Raw genomic sequence first — 26093 nt, 5'->3', positions numbered from 1 at the left:
CTGCCCGCGCCTTGCGCGCACCGGCGTTGCGCCCGCCGTATGAGGCTGCGCAATACAATCGATGCGCACGTCCTTTGCGGTCAATCATTCCTCAATCCCGTCGCCGCGTCTTGCGGGCCCCGGTCGCAGGTGGTCGCCTGCATGTCCCATTTGCTCCGGGCCGACCGCATCTGCACATGGGAGTGCTTTGGCCATGAGCAATGCAGGCGACCAGAAATTGCCGCTTTGGACGCTCACGGCCATGGTGGTCGGCGGGATGGTCGGCGCCGGCGTGTTTTCGATACCGCGTAACTTTGCTCAGGCCACCGGCATCTATGGAGCGCTGATCGCGTGGGCCGTCGCCGGTGCCGGCATGCTGATGCTGGGATTTGTGTTTCAGACGCTGGCCAACCGCAAGCCGGATCTCGATGCGGGCGTTTACGCCTATGCGCGGGAGGGGTTCGGGCCCTATGTCGGCTTCTTCTCCGCCTTTGGCTACTGGGCCAGTGCCTGCGTCGGCAACGTATCCTATTGGATTCTGATCAAGTCGACGCTCGGCGCGTTGTTCCCCGCGCTCGGTCAGGGCAATACGGTCACTGCCATCGCACTATCGTCGGTCGGTGTCTGGGCGTTTCATTTCCTTGTGCTGCGCGGCGTCAAGGAGGCGGCTGCGATCAACAAGATCGTGACGATCGCCAAACTCATTCCGCTGCTGCTGTTCGTGGTCCTGGCGATCTTCTTCCTCAAGCCCGATGTGTTCGTCGGCAACCTCTGGGGCGGCGCAAGCGGGGACTACGGAAATCTCTTCGCGCAGATCAAGGCGACGATGCTGGTCACGGTCTTCGTGTTTCTCGGCATCGAAGGCGCCAGCAACTATTCGCGGTTCGCGCAGCGGCGCGAGGACGTTGGTATTGCGACCGTGACGGGATTTCTGGCCGTGCTGGCCTTGTTCGCGTCCGTCTCCATTCTTGCATATGGCATCCTCGCCCGCGAAGAACTGGCGCAATTGCGCCAGCCCTCGGTTGGCGGCGTGCTCGAAGCCGCCGTTGGTCATTGGGGTGCCATCTTCATCGGCATCGGTGTGATTATCTCGGTGCTCGGGGCCTATCTTGCCTGGACCCTGATGGCTGCCGAAGTGCTGTCGGTTGCGGCGAAGCGGCAAGACATGCCGGCATTCCTGGCGCGCGAAAACGCAAACCAGGTCCCATCAATGGCGCTCCTGATGAGCACGCTACTTGTTCAGGCTGTGCTCATCGCGACGTTGTTTTCCGACGATGCCTTCACCTTCGCTCTGTCGCTGTGCAGCCACCTGTCGCTGATTCCCTATTTTCTTTCGGCAGCTTTCGCGCTGATGCTGGTCTACCGCAAGGAGACTTACGAGACCGATCCGAGCGATCTTCGCAAGGACACGATCATCGCTGTTCTGGCGACAGCCTACACGATCTTCCTGCTGTTCGCTGGCGGTATGAAATTTCTGCTGCTTGGCTTCATCATCTACGCACCCGGCACAATCCTGTATTTCATCACACGGAGGGAGCTCAACAAGCAGCTCTTCACTCCGGCAGAATGGGTCCTGTTCGGCATCGCTGTCGTCGGATGCGTAGTCGGCATCCACGGCCTCGCCACCGGCTATATCAGCATCTAGGAAATCGATGGGAGTTCATGATGGCCAGTGCAAAAAAAGTCCCGTTTGGTGTGCACTCCGAAGTTGGCCAGCTGCGGAAGGTCCTGGTCTGTGCTCCGGGCCTTGCCCATACACGCTTGACCCCGTCCAATTGCGACCAGTTGCTGTTTGACGATGTGCTCTGGGTCGATAATGCGAAGCGCGACCACTTCGATTTCGTCACCAAGATGCGGGACCGCGGGGTCGATGTCGTTGAGATGCATAACCTGCTCGCCGAGACGCTGGCAGTCCCGGAGGGCAAGGCCTGGATCCTCGATAATCAGGTGGTGCCGAACCAGGTCGGCCTTGGCTTCATCGATGAGCTCAAAAGCTACCTGTCCGGGCTGGACAATCGAAAACTCGCGGAAACGCTGATCGGTGGCCTGTCGACTCATGACTTTCCCGAAGCCCATGGTGGCGCTGCACTCAGGATGGTGAAGGAGGCCGCGGGGGCGACTGAATACCTTCTGCCGCCCCTGCCGAACACGCTCTATACGCGCGACACGACCTGCTGGATTTATGGCGGTGTCACTCTCAACGCGCTGTACTGGCCCGCGCGACATGAGGAAACGATCCTCACCACCGCGATCTACAAGTTTCATCCCGATTTTGCCGGCAACGTCAATGTCTGGTGGGGCGACCCTACAGAGGACCATGGACTGGCTACGCTGGAGGGGGGCGATGTGATGCCCATCGGCAAGGGGGTGGTGCTGATCGGCATGAGCGAGCGCACCTCCCGTCAGGCGATCAGCCAGCTTGCAGCGACTTTGTTTAAAAAGAAGGCTGCGGAGCGCGTGATCGTTGCGGCAATGCCGAAGATCCGCGCGGCCATGCATCTCGATACTGTTTTCACATTCGCCGACCGCGACTGCGTGCTGCTCGCGCCGGACTTCATGAACCAGACACGTACCTATTCCTATCGTCCGAGCGACCATCCGAGCGGTGTCGAGTTGCATGCGGAGAAGAAGTCATTCGTCGGCGTTGTCGAGGAAGCACTGGGCCTCAAGAAGCTGCGTGTGGTCGAAGCGGGTGGCAGTGACTACCAGCGGGAACGAACCCAATGGGACAGCGGTGCCAATCTCGTTTGCGCATCGCCAGGTGTCGTCTATGCTTACGATCGCAACACTTACACCAACACGCTGCTGCGCAAGGAAGGCATCGAGGTGATCACGATTGTCGGCGCCGAACTCGGTCGCGGCCGTGGCGGCGGTCACTGTATGACCTGTCCGATCATCCGCGATGCCGTAGATTACTGACGTAATCGGCCATTCTCCGCTCGGGGGAGCGAGATCGTGGGACTGTTATCATCGAAGCCAGAACCACCGACCGACGGAGAGTAATTGTCTGGGGAGTGTGCAATGCGTGGATCCAGAATTGTCCTGGCAGCAACAAGCTTCCTTTATGCCAGCGGGGCAATAGCTGCCGACATAGATCTGACCGAGCTCAGAAAGGTCGAATACACGTCGATGAGCCCGACATGGAGCGTTGTTGGATCCCTGTCGCCCACCTACACGGCCAATGCTCTGTTTTCGCGCGATGACCGGCGTGGGGATTTTTACTATGAGCCTGATGTGAGCTTGCGGCTGGACGGCGAGCTTGCGCCGGACCTGTCCTACCGCATTTTTGCACGTGCGCAGTTCGAAGCATTCTCCAGAGAGCACGACGGCAATGCCGCCATTGCGCGCCTGGGGGCGCGGCTGACGAAGAATCTGTATGGCTGGAGAATAAGCGCAACCTACGAAAACAGATATGACTACGACGGCGTGTTTCGCGATCTCGCCTTCACCTCTCACGACGTGACGGGTGCCATCGCACGCGATTTCACCTTCGACAATGTCACGCTCTCGCCGCTCCTCCAGCTCACTTATCGGTTCTCTGATCTCGCCGAGGCCAGGCGCTGGCGTTTCGATGCGCTGGTCGGCATCGAGGTCGAGCTGAACTCCAAATGGTCCATCGTCAGCACGCCATTCATCGAGGCATTCTGGTTCACCGATGGCTTGAACCGCGACCGGGAGGATCAGATCTATTCGGCCTCTCTCGGCCTGAAATACAATATCGCCAGCAACGTATCGCTCACCACGAACGTGATCTATGAAGCGCGAAATTCAAATGTGGCGCTGCGTCATTATAGAGATTGGATGATCGGCCCACGGCTCGACTTCGCGTTCTAGAGATCAGGATACGAGAGGCGATGATGCGGCAGTTGATTGCGACGACAGGCTTAGCAATTCTTCTTATCTGCACAGCACTCGCCGCTGGTGCGGAGCCACGCGATTCCGTTGAGCGTGGCGATCGGATGGACCGGGATGCCTTACGGGATGACGTGCGCGTCGATCGTCTGAAGGTTCCGCAGCACCCGATCGTCGTCGAGGAGCCCCAGCAGCCCGTTTACAATACGAAGACCAAGCAGAAATCGAAGCGGAGCACAGACAGCAGTCGCTAGGGTGGCTTCCATGAACTTGATCGGGGCCGGCAATAAGGGCGAGGCGAGGTGGTCGAATGTCATGGGCAGTGCCGTGATCCGCGCTATCGGTTTCTTTTGCTTCTGGCTGGTGCTGACGCGCGGTGATCCCGCTGATCTGGGGCCCGGTCTGATTGCAGCCGCCGCAGCGACCTGGGCAAGCCTCAAGCTGCTGCCTGTCGAACAGTGGGGCTTTCGCCCGATCAAATTTGCCGGATTCGTCCGGCACTTCCTCCATCAGTCCATTGTTGCAGGTGTGGACGTTGCGCTGCGGGCGCTTCACCCGCGGCTGCCGTTGCAGCCGGGCTTCGTCGCCTATCAGGCGCAGCTGCCGCCGGGCAGGAAGCGGAATACGTTTTGCGCGATCATGAGCCTGATGCCGGGTACGCTCCCGTGCGGAACGTCGACTGACGGCAGTCTGGCCATTCATTGTCTTGATGTGACACAGCCCGTCGTCGAACAATTGTCGATGGAGGAAACCCTGTGCATGGGGGCGCTGGGAAGCGCAAGATCCGATGCCTAGCCTGCTGTTGGGCGCCTCGGTCTTTGTACTGCTGACGGTGGCATTGGGCCTGTTCGCCATTCTTCGACGACCGGCCGATGTGGACCGCCTGATGGCCGTCCAACTGCTTGGCACGGGAGGAGTCGCCATCCTTCTTTTGCTCGCGGTCGCAAGCGAGACACTGCCCATCGTGGATGTTGCCGTGATGCTCGCGCTATTCGCAGCATTTGCGGCAGTCGCATTCGTCAGAAGCGCGTCCGGTGCGTCAAGTGAAGCCAGAGGGGAGTGAGGGGCGCATGAGCCTCGTCATGGATATCCTGACCATTTGTGCGGTCTCCGCCGGAGCGCTGTTCTTCCTTGCGGGCACGGTGGGTCTGTTGCGTTTCCCGGATACGCTGACGCGTCTGCACGCGCTGACCAAGGTTGACAATCTTGGTCTTGGCTTGATCGTTCTGGGCTTGCTGCCGCAGACGGGTAGCCTGTTGCTCGCGGTCAAATTGGTGACTGCCTGGCTGCTCGTCCAGCTGTCCGGGGCTGTCGTCACCCAGCTGATCGCCAATGCGGTACGCCAGCACGGAGCAGACGGATGAGCATCGCTTCCGTCTTCGATATTGCTCTCGTCTCGTTGATCCTCGCGATCGGTGCTTCGACGATCCTTGTGCGCACGGCGTTCGCGGCAGTCGTCATGTTCGCCGTCTATGGGCTGCTCCTGTCCATTGCATGGGTTCGGCTCCACGCCGTCGATGTGGCGCTGACAGAGGCGGCGATCGGCGGCGGAATGACCGGCCTGCTGCTGCTCGGCGCCGCTGCGCGTTCCCGCTCCGACGATGTCGATCGTGTGAGGGTCGGCTATCCGGTTCGCCTTGCTGCAGGTGCATTGTGCGCGCTGGTCGTGGCGGGTCTTGCCATCGCCGTGTTCCATCCACCGGCGGCCGTCCCCACGCTCGCACCGACGGTGATGGAAAACCTGCCGCCGAGTGGTCTCGGCAACCCTGTCGCTGGCGTGTTGTTTGTGTTCCGCGCGCTCGACACGCTGCTCGAAAAGGTGGTCGTGCTGCTTGCCTTGCTTGGAGTTTGGTCGCTGGCGCCGGATCGCGCCTGGGGCGGAACGCCGGGTCTGCAGGTTTATGCAAAACCCGATCCCACGCTGATCTTTCTGGCTCAGCTTCTGCCGCCGGTGGGAATCGTGTTCGGAATCTATATGTGCTGGGTCGGCGCAAAGGATCCTGGCGGCGCCTTTCAGGGCGGCACGGTGCTGGCTGCGATGTGGCTCCTTGTCATTGTCGCGGGATTGCAAAAAGCCCCTGCGATCAGTCGGCTCTGGCTGCGTGTTTTGCTCGTTACCGGACCGGTGCTGTTCCTTGTTATTGGCCTCGCTGGATGGGTATTTGCCGACGCTTTTCTGGCTTACCCGGCAGGCTATGCCAAACCGTTGATTGTCGCTGTGGAAGGCGCTCTCACGCTGTCGATCGCTGTCGCACTTGGCATGCTGGCCGCAGGACCGCCGGAACGGGCGCAACAGCAATGAACGCGGCAACGCTGTTCGGCTTGTGTGGCGCTGCGCTGGTGGGCATCGGACTGTACGGGCTCATCACGAATCCCGAACCGCTACGCAAGATCCTTGCATTCAATTTGCTCGGGAGTGGTGTGTTTCTCCTGTTCGGTATGATCGCCAGGCGGGCGGCAGCGGCTGGGCTCGGCGGTGACCCGGTCCCCCAGGCGATGGTGATCACCGCAATTGTCGTCGCCTTCGCCGCGACGGCCATGGCCGTCGCGCTGGTGCAGCGTCTTGCGGATGAGACTGGCCAGGCCTCGATCAGTTCCGACAGCTCTGGCGCCGTAAATGGCGAGGGCAAATCCTGATGCCGGCGACAACTGTGCCCGACGCGACAACTGCCGACGGCGCGCTTCTCGTTCTGGCTATCGTATTGCCGGTTGTCGGGATCCTGCTGTCGTTTGTCCTTGGCGGACGGTGCGCCGAAAGAATTGCCGGAGTTCTGTTGCCCGCAGGCCTTGGCGTGGCATGCATCGTCTTCCTGAAAGTATGGCAAGGCGGAGAGCCGCTGATTTACACTGTGGGTGGTTGGCAGCCCCCGCTCGGCATCACGCTGCGCGCCGACGGACTTTCAGTCGCGATGATGGTGGCAATGGCCATCGTGATCTGCCTCATCGGCGTGTTCGCGCATGCGAATTTCGGCAGTCGCGCAGCGTCAATTGAAACCCGAGCACCGTTGGTGTTCTGGGTCATGCTCATGGCGATCTCGGGCGCGATGAACATGATCTTTATCGGTGGCGATCTGTTCACACTCTATGTTGCGCTTGAGCTGCTGACCTTCGCTGCGGTGCCGCTGGTCTGTCTCGATGGTCGCGCGGAGACCTTGCAGGCCGCGTTGCGGTATTTGCTCTTTGCGCTGCTGGGCTCGATCCTCTATCTGATCGGAACGGCGTTGCTGTATGGCAGCTATGGGACCCTCGACATCGTCCTGATGTCGCAACGCGTGCATCTTGAGCCAGCGACGCTCGCTGCCGCGACGTTGATGACGGTCGGGCTGTTCGCCAAAACCGCGCTCTTCCCACTGCACCTCTGGCTTCCCCCGGCGCATGCCGGCGCACCGGCGGCTGCCAGCGCGGTTCTGTCAGCAGTCGTGGTGAAGGGATCATTCTTTCTGATTGTGCGGCTCTGGTTCGACGTCATGCCGGGACTCTTGAGTGTGGCCGCCAGTCAACTCATTGGGGTGCTGGGGGCGTCGGCGATTATCTGCGGCAACATCGTCGCGCTCCGACAGAAGCGGCTTAAGCTGCTGATCGCCTATTCGACGGTCGCGCAGATTGGCTATTTGTTTCTGATGTTTCCGCTCGCTTTCAGTGCCGACCCGTTGCACCTCCAGTATGGCGATGCCCTGACGGGAGGCATGCTCCAAGCCATCTCGCACGCCACCGCAAAAGCCGCCATGTTCATGGCTGCCGGACTTGTCTACGCCGCGCTTGGACATGACCAGATCTCGGAGCTTGGCGGGATCGCGCGTGCGCTTCCCATGACGATGTTCGCCTTCGGTCTCGGTGGCCTATGCCTGATCGGGTTGCCGCCGACGGGTGGCTTTCTGGCAAAGTGGCTGTTGCTGGAGGCGACAATCGCAACGGGGCAGTGGTGGTGGGCAATCGTGATCACCGCAGGAGGGCTGCTCACGAGCGCATATATCTTCATCGTGCTGTCGCGGGCGATGGGCCCACCGAGCGCGCCGCTGACGCTGCATGCCGCGGTGCCGAAGTATCAGGAAGTGGCGGCGCTGGGGCTGGCGCTTCTCTCGGTAATGCTCGGGCTCGTGGCGCTCGGTCCGATCGATGTTTTGCAAGTTGGTCGTCCGGAGGCACCGATGGTTCAGCTGCGATGATGGAGGCTTATCCCTTGCTGGCTGGCGCCTTGCTCTTTCCGCTGGGGATGCTGCTGGCATGCCTTTGGCCAAGGGCATTGCTGCGAATGCCTGCGTATCTGGCGTTTGCTCCGATCCCTGCATTTGCGGCCGTTCTTTTTGTCTCCGACGATTCTCCGCTGGTCGTCGGCCCGGCCCGTCTGCATTTGACTTTCGCTCTTGATCTCCCCGGGGCGCTGCTGCTCGGCGTTGCTGCGCTGCTGTGGATCACGGCGGGCGCCTATGCGTCACCGTATCTGCAGGGCAGGCCGAACCGCGGGCGGTTCGCCGTGTGCTGGCTCACCGCACTGACGGGTTGCATCGGCGTCTTTCTCGCTGCCGATATGGTGAGCTTCTATTTGTTTCTGGCGATGCTGACGCTCGGCGCCTGCGGCCTCATCATCCAGCACGAAACGGCCGATGCGTGGCGGGCCGGCGCGCTCTATATCGGCCTTGGATTGCTGGCGGAGACATTGTTGCTCATCGCCTTCGTGCTGCTCGCGATGGATATTCCCGGCGATGGGCTGTTAATCGGTGATGCCGCTGCCGCACTACCGACATCGCCGCACCGCGACCTGATCGTCGGCCTGTTGATCGCAGGTTTTGGCATGAAGGCAGGCCTTGTTCCGTTTCACGTCTGGATGCCACGGGCCTATGCGGCAGCGCCGACGCCGGCAGCCGCCGTACTGAGCGGCGCAGCCGTCAAGGCAAGCATCCTCGGAATGATCCGCTTTCTCCCCCTCGATACAGCATTGCCCCATGCAGGGACGTTACTCGCAGCTGCAGGCTTGTTCGCGGCGCTCTATGGGGTGGTCATTGGAATGACGCAACGCAGGCCCAAGATTGTGCTGGCCTATTCCAGCGTCAGCCAGATGGGATTCATCGTGGCCGTCATTGGCATGGGCATGATCGCCGGAGATGGCCGCGCTGCACTGGCGGCGATCTTCTATTCCGCGAACCACGTTCTGGTCAAAGGCGCGCTGTTTCTCTCCATCGGTGTGATCGCCGCGACCGGTCGCCGATATCTGTGGCCTATGCTTCTTCCAGTGGCGATCATCGCAGTCGGCCTTGGCGGGCTGCCGCTGACCGGCGGTGCCCTGGCAAAAATCGTGGTCGACGGACCGCTCGGAGACGGGGCCGCCAATACGGTTGCAACGCTGTCTGCTGTCGGCACGACGCTGCTCATGCTGCAGTTCGTGCGAGGCCTGGTGACGACGGTGTCAACAGATCAGGAGGCGACAGCGGCGCCAAGCCTGTTCTGGCCATGGCTGTCCACTGCCGTAGCGTCGCTCATCGTACCATGGGCGCTATTCCTCGCGGTCCCCGAAGGGATGCTGCCCAATCCTCTGGCGCCCGAATTGCTATGGAAAGCCCTGTTTCCAGTTTTGCTGGGCGCGATATTGGCGGCAGTGCTGTGGCGCTGGGTGCGGCGCCTGCCACATATTCCAGAGGGGGATATTGTCGTCGTTCTGGACAGGTGCGTGAAGATCGCTCCGGCCTGGGGCAAGACCGTCGAGCAAGCGGAGGGCATGCTTCGTCAATGGCATGTGGCAGGAATTTCATTGCTCGCACTCACACTGGCTCTCGGAGCGGCACTGTTGGCCCAGTGAGTATGCCGAACAATCGACATCTCTAGAGATGCGATGATGGTGTCGTCAGGCTGACACTGCGGCCAAATTCTTTATGCCAGCGACGACACGCTGTCGAAGTTCAACACGCTGCCGGGACGATACACCCAGAAGGTCTGCCGCACGCCAGATCAGATTCTCTTCAAATTCGTTGACCCGCTGATCCGCGTAAATGACCTCCCACATCAGTTGAACGATCCGTCGGCGTCCATCGTCGTCGAGGAACTCATTGAGCTGCCGGGTAAAGCGATAAAGATCGACCGCGCTACGGGCGACTGCATCTGCATCAACGAGCAGCTGAGTCGTAGCCGCGTCATCCAGCCCATAATGCGATATGAAGATAGCGTGCAATCTGGCGCGCCTGATATCCGATAGCTCACTATGGACGGTTGCAACGCGGATAAGCAACGCCGCAGTCACGATGAGAAGCTCTCTCTGCTCGACGTTTTTCCGTTGATTGGCGTCTTCGATCGCACGCGAGATGAACGCCTTGATTGATCCAAACATCACTCGACCATTCTCTCCAGGGACGATCATGACTTTGCTCTGACGGCTGGCCATCCAGGCCCGCGATATCTGGGAAGTTGAGGAGCAATCGTCCAACCTGGAAATGGCGTTCGTCCATCAGCACTGCAACTTTCTTACAGAACTTTAAAGTTTCGGATTCAGCCAAAACAGGGGCAAAACAGCCGCACTTGTGGCGCTCTGGTCCCAGCGAATGACCTGGAATCTTCCACGGGACACGCGCGCAGAGCGCGCCCGAACCCAGCTCATTATTCCCCCGAGCAATCCGGGTACTCATCATGACCTGTTCAGGGTTTTTCCCGATTAACTATTGCGTGCTGATGGCTAGCCTCGTGCGGCAGATGCGAGGTTATTTTTGTCGTGGCTTCGAGAGGGAAGCAGATGTTCAGCATTCGCTTATTGACGGTGGTATGTGCCTTCCTGATTCCGCAGATGTTATCCGCACCGGCTCACGCGCAGCAGCTTTTCCGCGTCGGCGGACTGACATGCAGCACCGGTCCGAGGGTTGGGCTGGTTCTGGGCTCACGCCAGGAGATGCAATGTGTCTTCCTGTCCAGCGTGGCTGCGCGGCAATATAACTACAGAGGCACGATCAGGCGGGTTGGCCTCGATGTTGGCGTAACCCGGGGAGGGACACTGTTCTGGGGCGTCTTTGCGCGGAATAGCAATATCGGCCGCGGCACGTTGAGAGGCAGCTATGTCGGGGCAAGCGGAAATGTTGCACTCGGCCTGGGCCTTGGCGCCAACGTCCTCGTTGGCGGATCACGCCGTACGATCACGCTGCAGCCGCTATCCGTCGAGGGCCAGATCGGACTGAATCTGGCGCTGGGCATATCCAATCTCGTTCTTCGATAGTCGGCATTTATCATCGGCCATCGCTGGTATCGGAATCGGAATTCCGGTGACGAAAGCGATCGCCAGCGAATTTCGGAGTGGAGGCTGATCATGCTGTTTCAGGGTGGCTTCACGTTCGCCAATTTCGTGGCCGATGTTTTCGCAGTGTTCATGTTTGTCCTGTGGTTCTGGCTCTTTATCGTTGTCACCGGCGATTTGTTTCGCCGCCATGACGTGTCCGGTATTGGCAAGGTTTGCTGGGTGATCCTGCTCATCGTCTTGCCCTATATCGGCATCTTCGCTTACCTGCTGGTGCACGGCCGCAGTATGGCCGAGAGAAATGCAGAGCGCGCCAAGGAGGCTCGCGACGACTTGCGCCGGGTGGTGGGATTCAGTGTTGCCGATGAGATCGAGAAACTCGATCGCCTGAAATCGGCGGGATCTATTACAGAGGCAGAATACACCCGCCTCAGAACCAGTCTGGTCCAATAGGCTGATATCGCTTTACCGGGCGGGTTGGACGGTCTTTGCGGGGGTGAGAATGCTCTCACCGATCCGGCCGACCATGTAGGGGAAGAACGGGTTTGATGACGCCCGCATCAGCGAGTCCAGGCTGGCGATCAGCACATTGCGTTCCCCGCGCGGCGCCAGGGTGCCGAGGTTCTCGCCAAAATCCTCGGATTTGTCCGGTTCCGCCCCATAGAGAGAATCGCTGACCGGAAATGGCAGCGCGACATGTGACAGCGAATAGAAGCCTCGTGGATAGCTCAGGCCGAGCGGGCGAGCATGCTCGGCGACAGTGCCGGCCTCGGTCACACGCTCGATCACGTCGTCATTATTGTCGCCGGAATTGGTAATGACGGCGAGGCGGTAGCGCCGCGGACCTGCGGGTACAATGCGTGCCAGCGCTGTATCGGTGCTGGTGCGGAGCAGGGGGCCAAATCGGGCGGTGCGATTGACGTCGAACAGAACGAGTTCGCTCCCATTGGCCGGCAGATGGGCATAGAGATCGGAGACGATGGCCCGCGTGCTGACCGTGAAATCCATCAGCGACTGGAATGTCAGGATGGGTGGAAACCGGTCCAGTCTGCCTTCACTCGCATAGCGCGCGAGCCTCCCTTGCAGAGCTCTGGTCAGAAGATGCGATTGACGCGCGCCGTTCACCGGGAATGAATTGTACTTGAAGGGATTGAACTCCGGAACGACATCGAGCCATGCGGCCTTGGCGAAGGCGGGCAGAATTGCCGGAAATCCCGCGAGGCCGGCAAAGCGTGCAAAACTGGTGATGCCGACCATCGGCGAGATCAATATCAGGCGGTCGGGTCGCGACAGTTTTTCGTCGTCGATGGCATCCAGCGCATACATGATCGCCAGTGCACCGCCATTGGAAAATCCCACCAGATGCAGCGGCACAGGCGTATCCATCCGCTTCTTGACTTCCCGCACTGCGAGCCGCGTTGCAGCCAACCAATCTTCCCATTCGACGTCGGTCAGCGCGGCCGGAACCGTGCCATGTGCCGGCAGCCTTGGGACGATCGCCAGGAAGCCTTGGTCGCGGTAGAAGCGCGCAATATGGCGCTGGCTGTAGGGGGAATCCGTCAGGCCATGAAGAAGCACGACCGCCCCGATCGGCTTCCCCTTCGGCTCCAGCACAAAGGAGCGGTTGAAATCCTGCACGAAATGCGGGGGATAGACCGGGCTGCCTTCGAAATACCGATTGGGTGGCACACGTTCTGTCGCATCGAGCTTCTGCGATACCTCGCGCTGGACTTCGTCGAAAAGCACCGCCTCAGCCGCCATATACTGCGCCCAGTCGGCAGTATCCAGCTTGCTCGCATGAAGCTCATGCGGAACGTAGGTATGCCATGTCTCGAGTGGCAGTCCGCGCTGCGAATCGTAGATGCGCACAGCGAAGATCGTCATCAGCGCGATGCCGAAAAACGCCATCAGGATCTTTGCAAATCTGAAGATTCTGGCCCGCACGACCGAACCTCGTAAATGACGACGTGGTGCAGGATAGCCCGGAAAATTTGAAGCGCGACGGGAGATATAAGGGAAAGCACCTGAGCGGGTATCGGGCTTTACCCTGATACTCGGCAACTTCTTCGACGATGTCCCGATCCGCGCATACGACGGCAGCCATATGCGAAGCCGTCAGTGGGCCCGGCATCTGAAAATGCGGTTGCCGTTCTCGTCGAGAACAAACACCAGATGGGACCTGCACAGCGCGCCGGCCTTGCTCAATTCCGTCGCAAGGGCCTGCGCCTGCGTGATCGCAAGCTTCGGATTTGAAAGGCGGCTTCCGACCTCATCGGGAAAAACTTTCGGCCCGTCCAGAATATGGAAAAAGTATCGCATCGCGCTCCAATAATTCGGAAGAGCGGCGTGTCCCAGTGAATAATTAGTAAGGCGCTGACACATGCGGTGGCGCGTGACGCACGCCGACCAAGGGTTTTTCCCGATGGCTATGGCTCTGCAAGTGCATTTCAAATCGGGGCAGGTGAGGGGGCTCATTTGTCAGGGAGTTACGCATGCGCCGGATCTCAACCTTGCTCGTTCTACTCACGCTGTCTGCCGTGGTTCCGCTGGCGGATGCGCTTGCCCAAAGCGCAGCAGGGCGCGGTGCAGTGTCCGGTGCCATCATCGGCGGCGCTGTCGGCGGGCGGCGCGGTGCGGCCATCGGTGCTGCCACCGGAGCAGCGGTGGGGAGTCACAGGCGGCATTGGCATAACCGATATTACTGGCGCCATGGTCGTTGCTGGGTCCGCACATCGCACGGAAGATCTCATCCGGTATCGCATCGCTATTGCAGGTGAGCGATACGATTGCACCGTTGCGCCTGCAATAGCCATTCCAGCGCATCACGATCTTTCGCTGTGATCGCAAGGGTGATTCCGCGGCTCGGATCAGGTCAACACCCGATATCGTGATGCAATCGCGTCATCCATTATTTCGACGATTGAAAAGGAGGATGCGATGCAGAACCTGAAGAAGCGTTTTTTATTGTCCCTGCTTGTTTCCACGATCGTCGCGAGCGCGAGCATGGTATTCGTCACCACGCAGAGCGAGGCCAAGGGAAGGGCGTGGTGCGCCAAATCACAGTCGCGCGGCACCGACTGTAGTTATGACACGATCGATCAATGCCGTGCCGCTGTCAGCGGAACAGGTGCCTCCTGTCGCAAGCGCGTCCGTTAAGGCACTGTGTCGTTTTTGAATCGGCAGCCGTCGCCACGTCATCTGGCGACGGTACCTTTATGCACAGACGAGGCGGCGCCTTACGGCAAGGGCCTTCGTCAAACAGATCCTTTGCTCCGATGCAACTGAGCAGCGGGCATAGACCGCGAGTCCCAGCATCTCGCGCGCTCTTTATTCCGCCGCGACTGCGACCTGACCCAGCCTGTCGAAGACGACGTTGCCGCCCAGAATGGTGAGGTCGCAGCGGGTGTCTTTCTCGACTTCCTCGGGCGCGCAGGTGAAGACGTCGTGGCTGAGCACGGCGATATCCGCGAGCTGGCCCGGCACCAGACGGCCGACATTGTTCTCGGCGAACTGCGTATAGGCGCCGAAATAGGTGTAGGCGTGGATCGCTTCCGCCATCGACAGCTTCTGCCCTTCGCCCAGCAATGTGTGGCGGTTGGACATGCGCGTCGTCATCGTGAACAGGTTCTTGAACGGATCGGTGGTCGAGACCGGCGCGTCCGAGCTTGCGGCCGGATGCAGACCGGCGTCGAACCATTTGCGCATGGGATAGGCAACATCGGTACGCGCCTGGCCGAGATTGGTGATGTAGAGATCGCCGAATTCATACATGAAGACCGGCTGCGGCACCGGGTCGATGCCCGCGGTGGCCATGCGTGCGATCTGGCTGTCGCTCAGGAAGCCGCAATGCTCGATGCGATGGCGGCGGCCGAGGATCGGGTTCTCCGTCGTACCCGCTTTCTCGATCCCTGACAGCACCTGCTCGATGGCGGCATCGCCGATGGCATGGATGGCTAGCTGGTAGCCGAGGCCATGATAATGCGCGAGATAGTCGTGCATTTCCTTGTCGGTGTAGCAGAAGATGCCGCGGTTATCGGGATCGCCCACGAGATAGGGCTCCGACATCGCAGCGGTGAGGCCGCCGGCGCTGCCGTCGCCGAACACTTTCATCGCGCCATAGCGCAGCATGCCGACCTCGCGGCCGAAACGATAACCTGCAGCATGTGCCTGATCGCCGATGCCGTCGGTGTTGCCGTAGATACAGACCCAGGTGCGGATCGGCAGCGTGTTCGATTTGGCCAGATGCTCATAGGCATCGATCTCATCCATGCCTGCGGCCATGCCGACCGCGGCGTCCATCACGCTGGTGAAGCCTTGCTCGAGCATGAACCGGCTGGCGCGGTCGATCGCGTCGCGCAGGCGTTCGGCGCTTGGCTTCGGCGCGGCGTCGACGATCAGGCGCAGCGCGCGTTCGGCGAGCAGGCCGGTGAGCTTGTTGTCGCGGCGCTCGATCATGCCGCCATCGGGCTGCGGCGTGTTGTGGCCGATGCCGGCCGCGCGCATCGCCTGCGTGTTGATCACCGCGACATGGCCGCAGGTGCGCTTGAGATAGACCGGATTGTTTGGCGCAACCTGATCGAGCTCTTCGGCGGTGGGGTGTCGCTTTTCCGCGAGCTCGTAGTGGTCATAGCCGCGGCCATTGATCCATTCGCCGGGCTTGGCCGTCTTGGCCTTTTCGGCGACGCGGCGCAGGATTTCGCCGATGCTGTTGGCGCCGGTTTCCGGCCGCAGATTGATCTCGGTCATGGTCAGGCCGAGCGGCAGCAGATGCATATGCGCATCGTTCAGGCCCGGGATGGCGGTGCGACCGGCGAGTTCGATGATGCGGGTCTCAGGGCCGGCAAGTTCGGCGATCTTTTCAGCCGAACCGGTGGCCAGCACGCGTCCCGATGCGATCGCGATGGCTTCGACAAAGCCCTCGTTGAGACCACAGAACACGCGTCCTCCGGTCAGGATGAGGCTTGGCTTTTCCATCTTAAGTCTACCTTTTATTCACGGGATCGAGTGCAGCGACGGGTACGCCAAAATTATTCAGCGGAGCAAGATCGCAGATTGTGCAGTGTGAGCCTGCAGACGGGGCAACGTGCCGCATACCGCGCTTTATGTTGGAGTTTTTCTCGCAGGTCAGGAATTAGACACCAGCCATGCGCGTCACGCAGCGACATTTGCGCGAGGCGCGCGTCGGTGTAGGATTCGCCTGATGTCTGGAGCCGGTGTGATGACGACCAATACTCAAGCTGCAACGCGTGCGACGGCCGAAATCCCGAGCATCCCCTGTGACGCCGAGGGACCGGTGTTTCGCGAGCCGTGGGAGGCTCAGGCCTTCGCTATGGCCGTGACGCTGCATGAGCGCGGCGTGTTCACCTGGACGGAATGGGCTGCTGCGCTGGCCGCCGAGATCAAGCGCGCCCAGGCGGACGGCGATGCCGACACCGGCGAGACCTATTACCGGCACTGGCTGGCGACGCTGGAAAATCTGATCGCCGAGAAGGGCGTGACGACGGCGGATGCGCTGCATCGCTATCGCGATGCCTGGGACCACGCCGCCGATCGCACGCCGCATGGCCAGCCGATCGAACTGACCCCGGCGGATTTCGCGCATCACACCTAGCGGCTTGCTCCGCGCATTGGGCGGCCACGGTGCGCGCTGCGCACCACCGGCCCCCTGTTTGGCATCTCCCGCAATCGTCCGGGCAATTCGATGATCCCTTCGTTGACGCTGGCCCTGTCGTGGCTGCCCGGCGTCGTCGGAGAAAAAGATGCTCGATACAACAAGAACAACCGGCGATTTGCAGGCGCTCGACGGCGCGCATCACGTCCATTCCTTCACCGATCCCGCCGTGATCGCCAGCGGCAAGACCCGTGTGGTTGTGCGGGGCGAGGGCTGCCAGATCTGGGACAGCGACGGGCGCAGATTCCTCGACGGCATGGCCGGGTTGTGGTGTGTCAATGTCGGCTACGGCCGGCAGGAACTGGTCGATGCCGCTACCCGGCAAATGACCGAATTGCCATTCTACAGCAACCATTTCCAGTCGACGACGCCGGCGATGACGGAGCTCGCACACAAGCTCTCTCAGCTCACGCCGGAGGGCCTCGACCATTTCCTGTTCACCTCGTCCGGCTCCGAGGCCAACGACACCATCGTCCGCATGGTGCGCTATTTCTGGAAGCTGCGGGGCAAGCCGGCCAAGCGCACCTTCATCAGCCGTACCATGGCCTATCACGGCAGTACGCTGGCAGCCGTGAGCCTGTGCGGAATGCCGCATATGCATGCCATGGACGGCGGCACGCTCCCCGGCTTCGCGCATATCCAGCATCCGCACTGGTACATGTTCGGCGGTGAGCAGACCAAGGAGGAATTCGGACTGCAGGCCGCGCAAGCGCTCGAGCAGAAGATCCTCGAACTCGGGGCCGAGAATGTCGCGGCCTTCATCGGCGAGCCGGTGCAGGGTGCCGGCGGCGTGATCGATCCGCCCTCGACCTATTGGCCGGAAATCCAGCGCATCTGCCGCAAATACGATGTGCTGCTGATTGCGGATGAAGTGATCTGCGGTTTCGGCCGCACCGGCGAATGGTTCGGCGCGCAAACTTACGGCGTCACGCCGGACCTGATGACGCTGGCCAAGGGGCTGTCCTCCGGCTATCTGCCGATCGCCGCGGTGGCGATGAACAAGCGGGTGTTCGAGACCATCGGCGCCGGCGGGTTGCTCGCTCACGGCTATACCTATTCGGGCCATCCCGTCGCCTGCGCGGTGGCACTCGCCAATATCGACATCATTGAACGCGAAGGCCTGGTCGACCGCGTTCGTAACGACATCGGCCCCTATCTGCATCAGGCGCTGGCGCAGTTCGAACAGCATCCGGTGGTCGGCGAGGTACGCGGCGTAGGCACGCTGGCGGCGCTGCAACTGGTCAAGGACAAGGACACCCGCGAGATCTTCACGGTCGAGGACGGCGCCGGCATCTTCTGCCGCGAAGCCGCCTACAATCAGGGCTTGATCGTCCGCGCCGTCGGCCAGTCCATCGTGCTCAGCCCATCGCTGGTTATCACCCATGCCGAGATCGACGAACTCGTCGACAAGCTCAGGCGCGCGCTCGACGAGACGGCCCGGCATTTCGGATTATGAATATTGGCAACGTGATTTGGAGAACCGCATGAGGATGAGATCTGTCTTCGCCACCGTCCTGGCCGCGATTGCCGCGGGCGTCGCCTTCGCCGGCATGGCACGTGCGGAGGAGCCGATCCGTGGCGGCACGATGCGGATCGTGATGACGGCGGATATCCGCACGCTCGACGCCTCGCGCAGCGACAATCTCACCGACCACGTCCTCAATCACATCTACGAACAGCTTGTCGCGCACAGGAACGACATGACCATCGGCCCCGCCGCAGCCGAGAGCTGGGACGTGTCGCCGGACGGCAAGACCTACAGCTTCAAGCTCCGCGACGGCATAGTCTATCACAACGGCGACAAGGCGAAGGCCGCCGACGTCAAGTGGCTGTGGGACCGCCGCATGGCGGCCCCGAAGTCCGGTGCGCCATGGGTCTGTGCCGCAAGCTTCGACGGTTCGCGCGGCATGAAGGTCGAGTCGGTGGAAGCACCGGACGACGGAACGGTAGTCTTCACCCTCGACAAGCCGAACACGCTGTTCCTGGTGCGGCTCGCCGACATCGTCTGCAATTTCTGGATTGCCAGCCCGAAGAATGTCGACGCCGAGGGCAATTGGATTGCAGGATCGGCGATCGGTTCAGGCTCGTTCAAGCTGAAGGAATGGCGCAAGGAGCAATATGTCTCGCTGGAGCGCTTCGCGGACTATGTCGCGTCGAAGCAGAAGCGCGACGGCTTCGGCGGCGACCGCACCAGCTATTTCGACGAGGTTCGCTTCGTCGTCATCCCTGACAAGACCGCGGCGGAAACCGCGTTGCTCGCCGGCCAGGTCGACATCGTCACCTATCTTCAGGTTTCGCGCATCGAGGAAATGAGAAAGCGCGGCGCCGTCGTAAAGACCGCGCCGGGCCTGTCACTGTCGGCGATCCTGATCCAGACCACCGACCCCTTGATGTCGAACGTCAAGATCCGCCGCGCTTTGGCGCATGCGATCGACTTCAAGGAAATGGCGGAGACCAAGCTGATGGGTCTTACCGAGTTCAATCCGTCGGGTGTTGCGGAATCCTCGGCCTATTTCGACAAGTCGTTCCAGGCCTGGCCGAAATACGATCCTGAAGCCGCGAAAAAGCTCTTGAAGGAAGCCGGCTACAAGGGCGAGCCGATCAAGATGCAGACCAACAAGCGCTATATCGGCATGTATGAGAATGCCGTTGTGGTGCAGGCCATGCTCAACGCCGCCGGCTTCAACGTGCAGCTCGACGTGATCGACTGGGCGGCGCAGCTCGAGAACTGGATGAGCGGCAAGTTCCAGCTGCAGTCCTTCGGCTATTCGTCGCGCGCCGACCCGATGCTGATGTATGGCACCATCATCGGCAACAAGGCCAAGGCGCCGACGTCGCAATGGGACGATGCGGAGGCGCAGGCGCTGTATCTCAAGGCGCTAAACGCGACGGGTTTCGAGGAGCGCAAGGCCATCCTCAGGCAGCTTCATGCCAAAATGGAAGAGGAAGTGCCGATCCTCGGCCTTTACTACTATCCCGTGATCGAGGCGGTCTCGCCGAAGCTCGTGAACTACGAGTCGTGGCCGCTCGAAAAACCGCGCGCCTGGGGTGTGTGGAAGAAGCTGTAACTGCCCGCAGCGTTACGGCAGACTTGAAGACCCGGGGCCGGCGATGGCCTCGGGTTTTTTCGTACTCCCCCTCATGGCGAGGAGCGCGCTTTTGCGCGCGTCTCGAACCATGATTGCCGCACTCCGGAGCTCGCGGCCATCCTTCGAGACGCGGTCGAAGGCGACCGCTCCTCAGGATGAGGGCGGAGTGACCGGCAAAGATAGGTACGCTGTTCAAGCCCGCGTATGAAAGCCTGAGTGTATGGCGCTAGACCACCGTCTCCGCCGCCACCCCCGCGCCATCAAACTTCCGGTCTAGCAGCATCGCCGCATTCAGCAGCCGCTTTGTGTAATCATGCTGCGGCCGGTCGAAGATGTCGTCCCGGCTCCCGACTTCGACGATCTTGCCGTTCTGCATGACGGCGACACGGTCGGCGACCTGCTCGACAGCACCGAGATCATGCGAGACGAACAGACACGCAAAACCATAGCGCTCCTGCAACTCGCGGATCAGTTTCAGGATCTGCTTCTGCACGGTCATGTCGAGCGCCGACACCGGCTCGTCGGCGACCACGAAGGCCGGGCGCCGTGCGATGGCGCGTGCGATGGCGACGCGCTGGCGCTGGCCACCGGACAATTGATGCGGCAGCCTGCGCAGGAAGTCTTGGGACAGACCGACCTCATCGAGCACCTCACGCACGCGGGCATCACGCGCCTTGCCGTCCATCGTAGTGTCAAGCCGCAAAGGCTCGCCGACGATATCGCCGATGCGTTGGCGCGGATCGAGCGAGGAATACGGATCCTGGAAGATGATCTGCATTTCCTCGCGCTGCAGCCGCGCCGCGCGGCCGCGCCAGGTCATGATCTGGCCGCCGCGGAAGGCGATGCTGCCGGAGGTCGGCGTGATCAGGCCGACGGTGGCGCGGCCGAGCGTGGTCTTGCCAGAGCCAGAGCCGCCGACCAGCGCCAGCGTCTCGCCTTCGCCGATGGTAAGATCGACGCCGTCGACGGCGCGCTTGGCCTCGGTACGGCCGAACAAGCGTGCGCGGCCGGGATAGTCGATCACCACGTCGCGCAGTTCGACCAGCGGCTTGGCGGTCCGCGCGCTGCGCAATCCGCCGGCGCTTCGCCTCGGCAGTGCATCGACTAGCCGCCTAGTATAGTCGTGCTGTGGAGATGACAGCACATCGAGACTGCGGCCCTGTTCGACAATCTTGCCCTTCAGCATCACCGCCACGTCGCGCACGTAGTGCGAGACCATGCCGAGGTCGTGGCTGATCAGCAGCACCGCGGTGCCGTTTTCCTGCGTCAGCTCGACCATCAGGTCGAGCACGTCGCGTTGCACCAGCGTGTCGAGCGCTGTGGTCGGCTCGTCGGCGATCAACAGGTCCGGCTTCAGCAGCATCACCGAGGCCAGCATGATGCGCTGGCGCATGCCGCCGGAAAATTCATGCGGATAAGCGTCGAGGCAATGGACCGGATTGGGAATGCTGACACGCTTCAGCATCGCGAGGCAGCGCTCGCGGATCTCGCCGCGCGACAGCCGGCGGTGATGCAGCGCGAGGCCCTCGGCCATCTGCCGGCCGATTGTCATCGACGGATTGAGCGACACCATCGGCTCCTGGAACACCATGCCGATATGCGCGCCGCGAATTTTGCGCAGTGCCGGCGGCGCGATGCCGACAAGCTCGGTGTGGCGGAACCTGATGCTGCTGCCTGGCGCCGCAATCAGCGGTGTCGGCAACAGGCCGAGCACCGCGCGCGCGGCCATCGTCTTGCCGGAGCCGGATTCGCCGACCAGCGCCAGCATGCTGCCGGGCATGATGGAGAAGCTGGCATCGTCAACGAGCTTGTTGCCGTCGGGGCCGACGGTCACCGTCAGGCGCTCGGCTGAGATCACGGGCTGCGATGGATCGGGTTTCATCGTCATCGCATTACGCCTGCATCTTCGGGTCGAGCCAGTCGCGCAGCGCATCGCCCAGCATGTTGATGCCAAGCAGCGTCAGCGAGATGCACAGGCCGGGCAAAATGAGAAGATAGGGCGCCTGCGTAATGAACGGGCGGCCCGAGGCCAGCATGTTGCCCCAGCTCGGCGCCGGTGGTGGCACGCCGAGGCCGAGAAAGCTCAGCGCGCTCTCCGACAGGATCACCCAGCCGAACATCGTGGTGGCCAGTACCGTGATCGGCGCCATGCAGTTCGGCAGCACGTGACGCACCATGGTTACCAGTTCCGAATTGCCCATCACGCGCGACGCCTCGATATATTCGCGCTCGCGCACCGACAGCACGCTGGCGCGTGCAACGCGCACCACGGCGGGCATATAAGCAACGCTGAGTGCGAGGATCAGCGCCTCGCGGCTGGCGCCGGAGATTGCCATGATGAACAGCGCCAGCAGCAGGCCGGGAAAGGCCAGCAGCGAGTCGTTAAGGATCATGAGTATCCTGTCGGTCCAGCCGCGCAGGAAGCCGGCAACGATGCCGAACAAGAGGCCGAGCGAGACCGCGATGGCAACGGTCGCAAGCGCGATCCAGCCGGTGGTGCGCGCGCCATAGATCAGCCGGCTCAGCACATCGCGGCCGAATTCGTCGGCGCCGAACAGATGCGATGCGGACGGCGCCTTCAGCACGGCGCGCAGGTTGAGCTTGAGCGGATCATACGGCGCCAGCATCGGCCCGAAGATCGCGAGCAGGGCCAGCAGCAGGACGAGGCCGCCGCCGATCAGGAGATTGGCGCGGCCGCGCGCGAGGCGGGGGAGATAGCGCATCATTGCGCGATCTTCGGGTCGAACAGCGGGTACAGCATGTCGACGACCAGATTGACGATGACATAGATGACGCTGATGAACAGGATGCAGCCCTGCACCACCGGATAGTCGCGGGCATAGATCGCCTCGACCAGCAGGCGGCCAAGGCCGGGAATGGTGAATACCGTCTCGGTGATGGCGATGCCGCCGAGCAACCCGCCGAGGATCAGGCCGATCAATGTCCAGGTCGGCGCAAACGCATTACGAAACGCGTGCCGCCACATCACCTCGGATTCCGACAGGCCCTTGGCGCGGGCATGGGTGATATATTCGAGCCGCGACACCTCAATGGTGGAGGCGCGCGCCATGCGCACGATCGGGCCGAGTTCGACCATGATCAGCGTCAGCACCGGCATGAAGATGAACAGCACGCCCTGACGGAAACTCTCGCTCAGCGATACGTAGCCGATGACGGGAAACCATTCGAGCCACATGCCGAATACCAAGAGGATCATCAGGCCGAGCCAGAAGCTCGGGATCGACAGCAGCAGCGTCGAGAGCGCGACGGTGCCGTAGTCGGCGAAGCTGCCCTGTTTCCATGCCGCGAACATGCCGGCTGGCACCGCGATGAGCGCGGCAAACACCACGGCTGTGACGACGATGGTTGCGGAGACAGCGAAGCGGTCCAGCATCAGCGGCAGCACGTGTTCGCCTGACGAGATCGACTTGCCGAAGTCACCCGAGAAGATGTGGCTGAGCCAGGTCAGATATTGCGACGGCAGCGCGCCGGAGAGGCCCATCTCCCGGCGCAGCGCCTCGACCTGTTCGGGCGTCGCGAGATCGCCGAGCATCACGGAAGCGGGATCGCCGGGGATCAGCCGCATGGCAAAGAAGATCGCCGCCGATACGATGATCAGTGTCGGCACCGCCTGCAGCAGACGTCCGAGCAGGAAGCGGCCCATCACGCTGCCTTTGGGTTATCGTGTGAGTGCATCGCGGATCGCATGTGCGGCGGCGACGGCCTCGCGGGCGCGCGGCACGCTGGTGACCTCGGGCCAGGTCGAGAGCTTGACGAAGGCAAATTCGGATTCCGGGTCGATATAGATGAGCTGCCCGAAGATGCCGCGTGCCAGCATGGCGCGGCCTCGGGGGTCCTCGATCCACCATTTGTTGTGATAGGCGCCCTCCGGCAGCGTCTCGCGGAAGAAGCCCTGGAACAGTTCGGTGTTGCCGTTGTTGCGGGTATCGTCGATCCACGCTTTCGGGATCACCTGACGATCGCCGGACCGCCCGCCATTGATGATCATCTGCGCGAAGCGGCCATAGTCGCGCAAACTGGCGCAGAAGCCGCCATCGGCCAGCGCGAAGCCGCCGTGGTCGACAGTGAAATAGCCGTCCTCCTGCGCGCCCATCGGCGCCCATAATTCGCGGCTGACGAGCTCGGAGAGCGAAGTTGCGGTGGCACGTTCGAGGATGAAGCCGAGCACGTCGGTCTCGATGGAGCGATACTGGAACAGCGATCCGTGCGGGCGGTCCTGTTCGGTCAGCGTCAGGATCAGCTCCCACATGATGCGCGGGTAGTCCGGCTGGTCGTTGACGCGCCAGCCGCAGGCATAGCCGAGCTTCACCATATGCGAGCCGGGCGTGGTGTAGGATTCGTCGAACACGACACCGGTGGTCATGTCGAGCACGTGCTGCACCGTCGCGCCGCTATAGGCGGTGCGCGCGAGTTCGGGCAGATAGTGCGTCACCGGCGCCTTGGGATCGAGCACGCCACGGTCGGTGAGAATGCCGGCCACCATGCCGACCATCGATTTTGCCATCGACATCGACAGGTGTTGGCTGTGCGGCTTCATATCGTTGAAGTAGCGCTCATAGACGATGGCGCCACGGTGCAGCACCAGCATGCCGTCGGTGGCGTTGTCCGTCAGAAAGCGCGCGAAACTCAGCTCGCGGCCATCGAAGGTGAAGGCGACGTCGTCCAGCGCCGCAAAATTCTCGCGCATCGGCATTACCGGGCCCGGGCCGCGCCAGACTTGCGCGGTCGGCGTCATCTCGCGGATGTGCTGGAAGGTCCAGCGATGCATCGGCGCCCGGCTCCAGCCGGAGCGCGGCAGAAGGGGGCCGCCGGGATTGAGCGGGTCGCGGTAGCGTGGCCGTTGAAACAGATCGGTCAGTGTCGTGCTCCCCATGCCGCGGCCGCCGCGCAGCGCGCGATGAGCCATCGTTAGACCTCACGAGGGTAACGCCATCAAGATGACTCGGAAGATGCCAATGAGGGGCATGGTGGTGCACCGGGCGCACCGTGCTAGGCTGCCATCTTGCCGCAGCCCTGCCGACTTGCCTCTGTGCACACCGGCATGTCTCTTGCTTCGCTGAATGCTTGTCTCGTTGGGACGATCCGCCTGGCGGTCGTGCCGCCAACCGAATGTGGATGGATGATGAAGCCGGTCTCCAGTCCAGGCCCCAATCCTGTCGTGATGGACGATAGCGGAGCCGCGCCAGCCCCGGCGCTGAACCCGCCGTCGCGCAAGTCGATCCCGCCTTTCGAGGCGCTGCGTGCCTTCGATGCGGTGGCACGGCTCGGCGGCGTGCGCCGCGCGGCACAGAGCCTCGGGCGCGATCACGCGGTGATCAGTCGGCATCTGCGCACGCTGGAATCATGGACGGGCACCAAGCTGATCGACCGGACGTCGTCGAGCATCTCGCTGACCGATGACGGCGTGCGTTATCACCGGCATATTGCGGCGGCGATGGATGCCATTGCCGATGCCACCATCGACCTGATGCGGCGCGGCGATAATCATCGCCTGCTGATCTGGTGCGCGCCGGGCTTCGCGCTGCACTGGATGTCGCGCAAGATCGGATTGTTCGAGAAGGCCAATCGCGACGTCGATATCGAGCTGCGCCCCACCGATCGCCGGCCGGATTTCGCCTCGCACGAGACGGATATCGATATCCGCTTCGAGTCGGTCTATGGCAATCCGCTGCAGCTCGCCCCCGGCCTGCGCTGCATCGAGGCCGCGCGGGTGCCGATTGTCGCGGTGGCCAGCCCGGCCTACCTGGCCTCGATGCCGGCGATCGAGACGCCGCGCGATCTGCTCAGCCAGCGCCTGCTGCATGAAGAGGACTTCGACAGCTGGGCGCACTGGCTGGCGGCGCACGGCATCTATGACGAACTCGACCTCGGCGGTCCTCGCCTGTGGCAGGGCCACATGACGCTGGATGCAGCGGTCCATGGCCGCGGCGTAGCGCTGTCCAACCATATGGTGGTTGCGCATGAGCTGGAATCCGGCCGCCTCGTCGAGATCGGAAAAGACAATGCGAGCTTTCAGCCTTATTCGGATGGCATCTATTACTTCATCACCCGCGCCGACCGCTGGGATGCGCCACTGATCCGCCGCTATCGCAACTGGCTGATCGAGGCCATCGCGCAAGACTGGCCCGAACTGAGCGTTGCGGCGCAGGCGAAGCGAAGCAAAGTGGGGTAGTTCTTCCCTCGCCCCGCACGGCGAAGCGAAGCTTCGCTAGACGGGGAGAGGGTGGCGTCGCGAAGCGACGACGGGTGAGGGGAGTCTCCATCGACTCCG

27 protein-coding genes are annotated in these 26093 nt (G+C 61.8%); 19 read left to right on the top strand and 8 right to left on the bottom strand.

Annotation, left to right across the window (positions count from 1 at the left end):
- The first annotated feature begins 193 nt into the window (after nt 1–193).
- The 11 genes from RSO67_RS15910 to RSO67_RS15860 all read left to right on the top strand — a co-directional run bounded on the left by RSO67_RS15910 (nt 194) and on the right by RSO67_RS15860 (nt 9625).
- Complete coding sequence (locus RSO67_RS15910; RefSeq protein ID WP_315839660.1) at nt 194–1624, top strand: basic amino acid/polyamine antiporter; 1431 nt, start codon at nt 194–196, stop codon at nt 1622–1624.
- A gap of 17 nt (nt 1625–1641) precedes the next feature.
- A complete protein-coding gene (gene arcA / locus RSO67_RS15905; RefSeq protein ID WP_093757585.1) occupies nt 1642–2898 on the top strand; it encodes an arginine deiminase in 1257 nt (418 codons plus the stop codon).
- A 102-nt stretch (nt 2899–3000) separates the two neighbouring features.
- Entirely contained in the window at nt 3001–3813 is an 813-nt protein-coding gene (locus RSO67_RS15900; protein ID WP_315839659.1) for an outer membrane beta-barrel protein, read from the top strand.
- 20 nt (nt 3814–3833) lie between these two features.
- On the top strand, nt 3834–4085 hold the full coding sequence (locus RSO67_RS15895) for a hypothetical protein (protein ID WP_315839658.1): 252 nt from the start codon (nt 3834–3836) through the stop codon (nt 4083–4085).
- 10 nt (nt 4086–4095) lie between these two features.
- Nucleotides 4096–4626: a Na+/H+ antiporter subunit E gene (locus RSO67_RS15890; protein WP_315839657.1), complete on the top strand. Its 531-nt coding sequence runs from the start codon at nt 4096–4098 to the stop codon at nt 4624–4626.
- Nucleotides 4619–4894 carry a monovalent cation/H+ antiporter complex subunit F gene (locus tag RSO67_RS15885; RefSeq protein ID WP_315839656.1) on the top strand — a complete coding sequence of 92 codons (276 nt, stop codon included), beginning with the start codon at nt 4619–4621 and terminating at the stop codon, nt 4892–4894. Before RSO67_RS15890 ends, RSO67_RS15885 begins: the two co-directional genes overlap by 8 nt.
- Before the next feature lie 7 nt (nt 4895–4901).
- Nucleotides 4902–5195, top strand: a complete 294-nt coding sequence (locus tag RSO67_RS15880; RefSeq protein ID WP_315839655.1) for a monovalent cation/H(+) antiporter subunit G — start codon at nt 4902–4904, stop codon at nt 5193–5195.
- Nucleotides 5192–6133 (top strand): MnhB domain-containing protein, encoded by a 942-nt coding sequence (locus RSO67_RS15875; protein ID WP_315839654.1) that lies wholly within the window; start codon nt 5192–5194, stop codon nt 6131–6133. Before RSO67_RS15880 ends, RSO67_RS15875 begins: the two co-directional genes overlap by 4 nt.
- The gene (locus RSO67_RS15870) at nt 6130–6468 is read left to right on the top strand and encodes an NADH-quinone oxidoreductase subunit K (protein WP_315839653.1); all 339 of its coding nucleotides are present in this window, start codon (nt 6130–6132) and stop codon (nt 6466–6468) included. Before RSO67_RS15875 ends, RSO67_RS15870 begins: the two co-directional genes overlap by 4 nt.
- Nucleotides 6468–7997 (top strand): complex I subunit 5 family protein, encoded by a 1530-nt coding sequence (locus tag RSO67_RS15865; RefSeq protein ID WP_315839652.1) that lies wholly within the window; start codon nt 6468–6470, stop codon nt 7995–7997. The genes RSO67_RS15870 and RSO67_RS15865 overlap by 1 nt, the downstream gene beginning before the upstream one ends.
- Before the next feature lie 86 nt (nt 7998–8083).
- Nucleotides 8084–9625: a proton-conducting transporter membrane subunit gene (locus RSO67_RS15860; protein WP_315839651.1), complete on the top strand. Its 1542-nt coding sequence runs from the start codon at nt 8084–8086 to the stop codon at nt 9623–9625.
- A gap of 45 nt (nt 9626–9670) precedes the next feature.
- Here RSO67_RS15860 and RSO67_RS15855 read toward each other — a convergent pair whose 3' ends face one another.
- Nucleotides 9671–10204, bottom strand: coding sequence for a TerB family tellurite resistance protein (locus tag RSO67_RS15855; protein ID WP_315839650.1), 534 nt, complete (start codon nt 10202–10204; stop codon nt 9671–9673).
- Between the two features lie 345 nt (nt 10205–10549).
- Here RSO67_RS15855 and RSO67_RS15850 point away from each other — a divergent pair, with 345 nt between their 5' ends.
- Both RSO67_RS15850 and RSO67_RS15845 read left to right on the top strand, forming a co-directional pair.
- A complete protein-coding gene (locus RSO67_RS15850; protein WP_315839649.1) occupies nt 10550–11023 on the top strand; it encodes a DUF992 domain-containing protein in 474 nt (157 codons plus the stop codon).
- A 90-nt stretch (nt 11024–11113) separates the two neighbouring features.
- Complete coding sequence (locus RSO67_RS15845) at nt 11114–11494, top strand: SHOCT domain-containing protein (RefSeq protein WP_315839648.1); 381 nt, start codon at nt 11114–11116, stop codon at nt 11492–11494.
- A 12-nt stretch (nt 11495–11506) separates the two neighbouring features.
- Here RSO67_RS15845 and RSO67_RS15840 read toward each other — a convergent pair whose 3' ends face one another.
- Nucleotides 11507–12949 (bottom strand): alpha/beta hydrolase, encoded by a 1443-nt coding sequence (locus RSO67_RS15840; protein WP_315839647.1) that lies wholly within the window; start codon nt 12947–12949, stop codon nt 11507–11509.
- Between the two features lie 207 nt (nt 12950–13156).
- Nucleotides 13157–13360 carry a DUF6894 family protein gene (locus RSO67_RS30500; RefSeq protein WP_410001893.1) on the bottom strand — a complete coding sequence of 68 codons (204 nt, stop codon included), beginning with the start codon at nt 13358–13360 and terminating at the stop codon, nt 13157–13159.
- Nucleotides 13361–13600: 240 nt separating this feature from the next.
- On the opposite strand from RSO67_RS30500, the gene RSO67_RS15835 reads away from it, so the two are divergent.
- A complete protein-coding gene (locus RSO67_RS15835) occupies nt 13601–13882 on the top strand; it encodes a hypothetical protein (RefSeq protein WP_410001749.1) in 282 nt (93 codons plus the stop codon).
- Between the two features lie 96 nt (nt 13883–13978).
- Nucleotides 13979–14197 (top strand): DUF3551 domain-containing protein, encoded by a 219-nt coding sequence (locus tag RSO67_RS15830; RefSeq protein ID WP_089263548.1) that lies wholly within the window; start codon nt 13979–13981, stop codon nt 14195–14197.
- Between the two features lie 171 nt (nt 14198–14368).
- On the opposite strand, the gene RSO67_RS15825 is transcribed toward RSO67_RS15830, so the two are convergent.
- Nucleotides 14369–16015 (bottom strand): amidohydrolase, encoded by a 1647-nt coding sequence (locus RSO67_RS15825; RefSeq protein ID WP_315839645.1) that lies wholly within the window; start codon nt 16013–16015, stop codon nt 14369–14371.
- Nucleotides 16016–16259: 244 nt separating this feature from the next.
- On the opposite strand from RSO67_RS15825, the gene RSO67_RS15820 reads away from it, so the two are divergent.
- The 3 genes from RSO67_RS15820 (at nt 16260) to RSO67_RS15810 (ending at nt 19780) form a co-directional block, all read left to right on the top strand.
- The gene (locus RSO67_RS15820; protein WP_315839644.1) at nt 16260–16652 is read left to right on the top strand and encodes a nitrile hydratase accessory protein; all 393 of its coding nucleotides are present in this window, start codon (nt 16260–16262) and stop codon (nt 16650–16652) included.
- Between the two features lie 148 nt (nt 16653–16800).
- A complete protein-coding gene (locus RSO67_RS15815) occupies nt 16801–18168 on the top strand; it encodes an aspartate aminotransferase family protein (RefSeq protein WP_315839643.1) in 1368 nt (455 codons plus the stop codon).
- Between the two features lie 28 nt (nt 18169–18196).
- A complete protein-coding gene (locus RSO67_RS15810; protein WP_315839642.1) occupies nt 18197–19780 on the top strand; it encodes an ABC transporter substrate-binding protein in 1584 nt (527 codons plus the stop codon).
- 247 nt (nt 19781–20027) lie between these two features.
- Here RSO67_RS15810 and RSO67_RS15805 read toward each other — a convergent pair whose 3' ends face one another.
- The 4 genes from RSO67_RS15805 to RSO67_RS15790 are packed head-to-tail and all read right to left on the bottom strand — an operon-like array spanning nt 20028 to nt 24728.
- A complete protein-coding gene (locus RSO67_RS15805; RefSeq protein WP_315839641.1) occupies nt 20028–21689 on the bottom strand; it encodes an ABC transporter ATP-binding protein in 1662 nt (553 codons plus the stop codon).
- Nucleotides 21690–21693: 4 nt separating this feature from the next.
- Nucleotides 21694–22524, bottom strand: a complete 831-nt coding sequence (locus RSO67_RS15800; RefSeq protein WP_410001892.1) for an ABC transporter permease — start codon at nt 22522–22524, stop codon at nt 21694–21696.
- Entirely contained in the window at nt 22524–23465 is a 942-nt protein-coding gene (locus tag RSO67_RS15795; protein ID WP_315839639.1) for an ABC transporter permease, read from the bottom strand. The genes RSO67_RS15800 and RSO67_RS15795 overlap by 1 nt, the downstream gene beginning before the upstream one ends.
- A gap of 15 nt (nt 23466–23480) precedes the next feature.
- On the bottom strand, nt 23481–24728 hold the full coding sequence (locus RSO67_RS15790) for a serine hydrolase (RefSeq protein WP_315839638.1): 1248 nt from the start codon (nt 24726–24728) through the stop codon (nt 23481–23483).
- A gap of 135 nt (nt 24729–24863) precedes the next feature.
- Here RSO67_RS15790 and RSO67_RS15785 point away from each other — a divergent pair, with 135 nt between their 5' ends.
- Complete coding sequence (locus RSO67_RS15785; protein ID WP_315839637.1) at nt 24864–25994, top strand: LysR substrate-binding domain-containing protein; 1131 nt, start codon at nt 24864–24866, stop codon at nt 25992–25994.
- Nucleotides 25995–26093: the final 99 nt, after the last annotated feature.

Source organism: Tardiphaga sp. 709 (genome assembly GCF_032401055.1).
GTDB lineage: Bacteria > Pseudomonadota > Alphaproteobacteria > Rhizobiales > Xanthobacteraceae > Tardiphaga.
The sequence above is the reverse complement of the archived record's forward strand: the minus strand, read 5'-3'. Positions and strand labels throughout refer to the sequence as shown.

Coding starts and splice junctions, on each gene's coding strand:
- RSO67_RS30500 (WP_410001893.1), bottom strand. CDS start 13,360: ATGCGATACTTTTTCCATATTCTGGACGGGCCGAAAGTTTTTCCCGAT.
- RSO67_RS15800 (WP_410001892.1), bottom strand. CDS start 22,524: ATGCGCTATCTCCCCCGCCTCGCGCGCGGCCGCGCCAATCTCCTGATC.
- RSO67_RS15840 (WP_315839647.1), bottom strand. CDS start 12,949: ATGGCGTTTTTCGGCATCGCGCTGATGACGATCTTCGCTGTGCGCATC.
- RSO67_RS15815 (WP_315839643.1), top strand. CDS start 16,801: ATGCTCGATACAACAAGAACAACCGGCGATTTGCAGGCGCTCGACGGC.
- RSO67_RS15880 (WP_315839655.1), top strand. CDS start 4,902: ATGAGCCTCGTCATGGATATCCTGACCATTTGTGCGGTCTCCGCCGGA.
- RSO67_RS15820 (WP_315839644.1), top strand. CDS start 16,260: ATGACGACCAATACTCAAGCTGCAACGCGTGCGACGGCCGAAATCCCG.
- RSO67_RS15805 (WP_315839641.1), bottom strand. CDS start 21,689: ATGACGATGAAACCCGATCCATCGCAGCCCGTGATCTCAGCCGAGCGC.
- RSO67_RS15845 (WP_315839648.1), top strand. CDS start 11,114: ATGCTGTTTCAGGGTGGCTTCACGTTCGCCAATTTCGTGGCCGATGTT.
- RSO67_RS15855 (WP_315839650.1), bottom strand. CDS start 10,204: ATGGCCAGCCGTCAGAGCAAAGTCATGATCGTCCCTGGAGAGAATGGT.
- RSO67_RS15810 (WP_315839642.1), top strand. CDS start 18,197: ATGAGGATGAGATCTGTCTTCGCCACCGTCCTGGCCGCGATTGCCGCG.
- RSO67_RS15875 (WP_315839654.1), top strand. CDS start 5,192: ATGAGCATCGCTTCCGTCTTCGATATTGCTCTCGTCTCGTTGATCCTC.
- RSO67_RS15850 (WP_315839649.1), top strand. CDS start 10,550: ATGTTCAGCATTCGCTTATTGACGGTGGTATGTGCCTTCCTGATTCCG.
- RSO67_RS15825 (WP_315839645.1), bottom strand. CDS start 16,015: ATGGAAAAGCCAAGCCTCATCCTGACCGGAGGACGCGTGTTCTGTGGT.
- arcA (WP_093757585.1), top strand. CDS start 1,642: ATGATGGCCAGTGCAAAAAAAGTCCCGTTTGGTGTGCACTCCGAAGTT.
- RSO67_RS15865 (WP_315839652.1), top strand. CDS start 6,468: ATGCCGGCGACAACTGTGCCCGACGCGACAACTGCCGACGGCGCGCTT.
- RSO67_RS15885 (WP_315839656.1), top strand. CDS start 4,619: ATGCCTAGCCTGCTGTTGGGCGCCTCGGTCTTTGTACTGCTGACGGTG.
- RSO67_RS15870 (WP_315839653.1), top strand. CDS start 6,130: ATGAACGCGGCAACGCTGTTCGGCTTGTGTGGCGCTGCGCTGGTGGGC.
- RSO67_RS15890 (WP_315839657.1), top strand. CDS start 4,096: ATGAACTTGATCGGGGCCGGCAATAAGGGCGAGGCGAGGTGGTCGAAT.
- RSO67_RS15860 (WP_315839651.1), top strand. CDS start 8,084: ATGCCTGCGTATCTGGCGTTTGCTCCGATCCCTGCATTTGCGGCCGTT.
- RSO67_RS15830 (WP_089263548.1), top strand. CDS start 13,979: ATGCAGAACCTGAAGAAGCGTTTTTTATTGTCCCTGCTTGTTTCCACG.
- RSO67_RS15790 (WP_315839638.1), bottom strand. CDS start 24,728: ATGGCTCATCGCGCGCTGCGCGGCGGCCGCGGCATGGGGAGCACGACA.
- RSO67_RS15900 (WP_315839659.1), top strand. CDS start 3,001: ATGCGTGGATCCAGAATTGTCCTGGCAGCAACAAGCTTCCTTTATGCC.
- RSO67_RS15910 (WP_315839660.1), top strand. CDS start 194: ATGAGCAATGCAGGCGACCAGAAATTGCCGCTTTGGACGCTCACGGCC.
- RSO67_RS15785 (WP_315839637.1), top strand. CDS start 24,864: ATGTCTCTTGCTTCGCTGAATGCTTGTCTCGTTGGGACGATCCGCCTG.
- RSO67_RS15895 (WP_315839658.1), top strand. CDS start 3,834: ATGATGCGGCAGTTGATTGCGACGACAGGCTTAGCAATTCTTCTTATC.
- RSO67_RS15795 (WP_315839639.1), bottom strand. CDS start 23,465: ATGGGCCGCTTCCTGCTCGGACGTCTGCTGCAGGCGGTGCCGACACTG.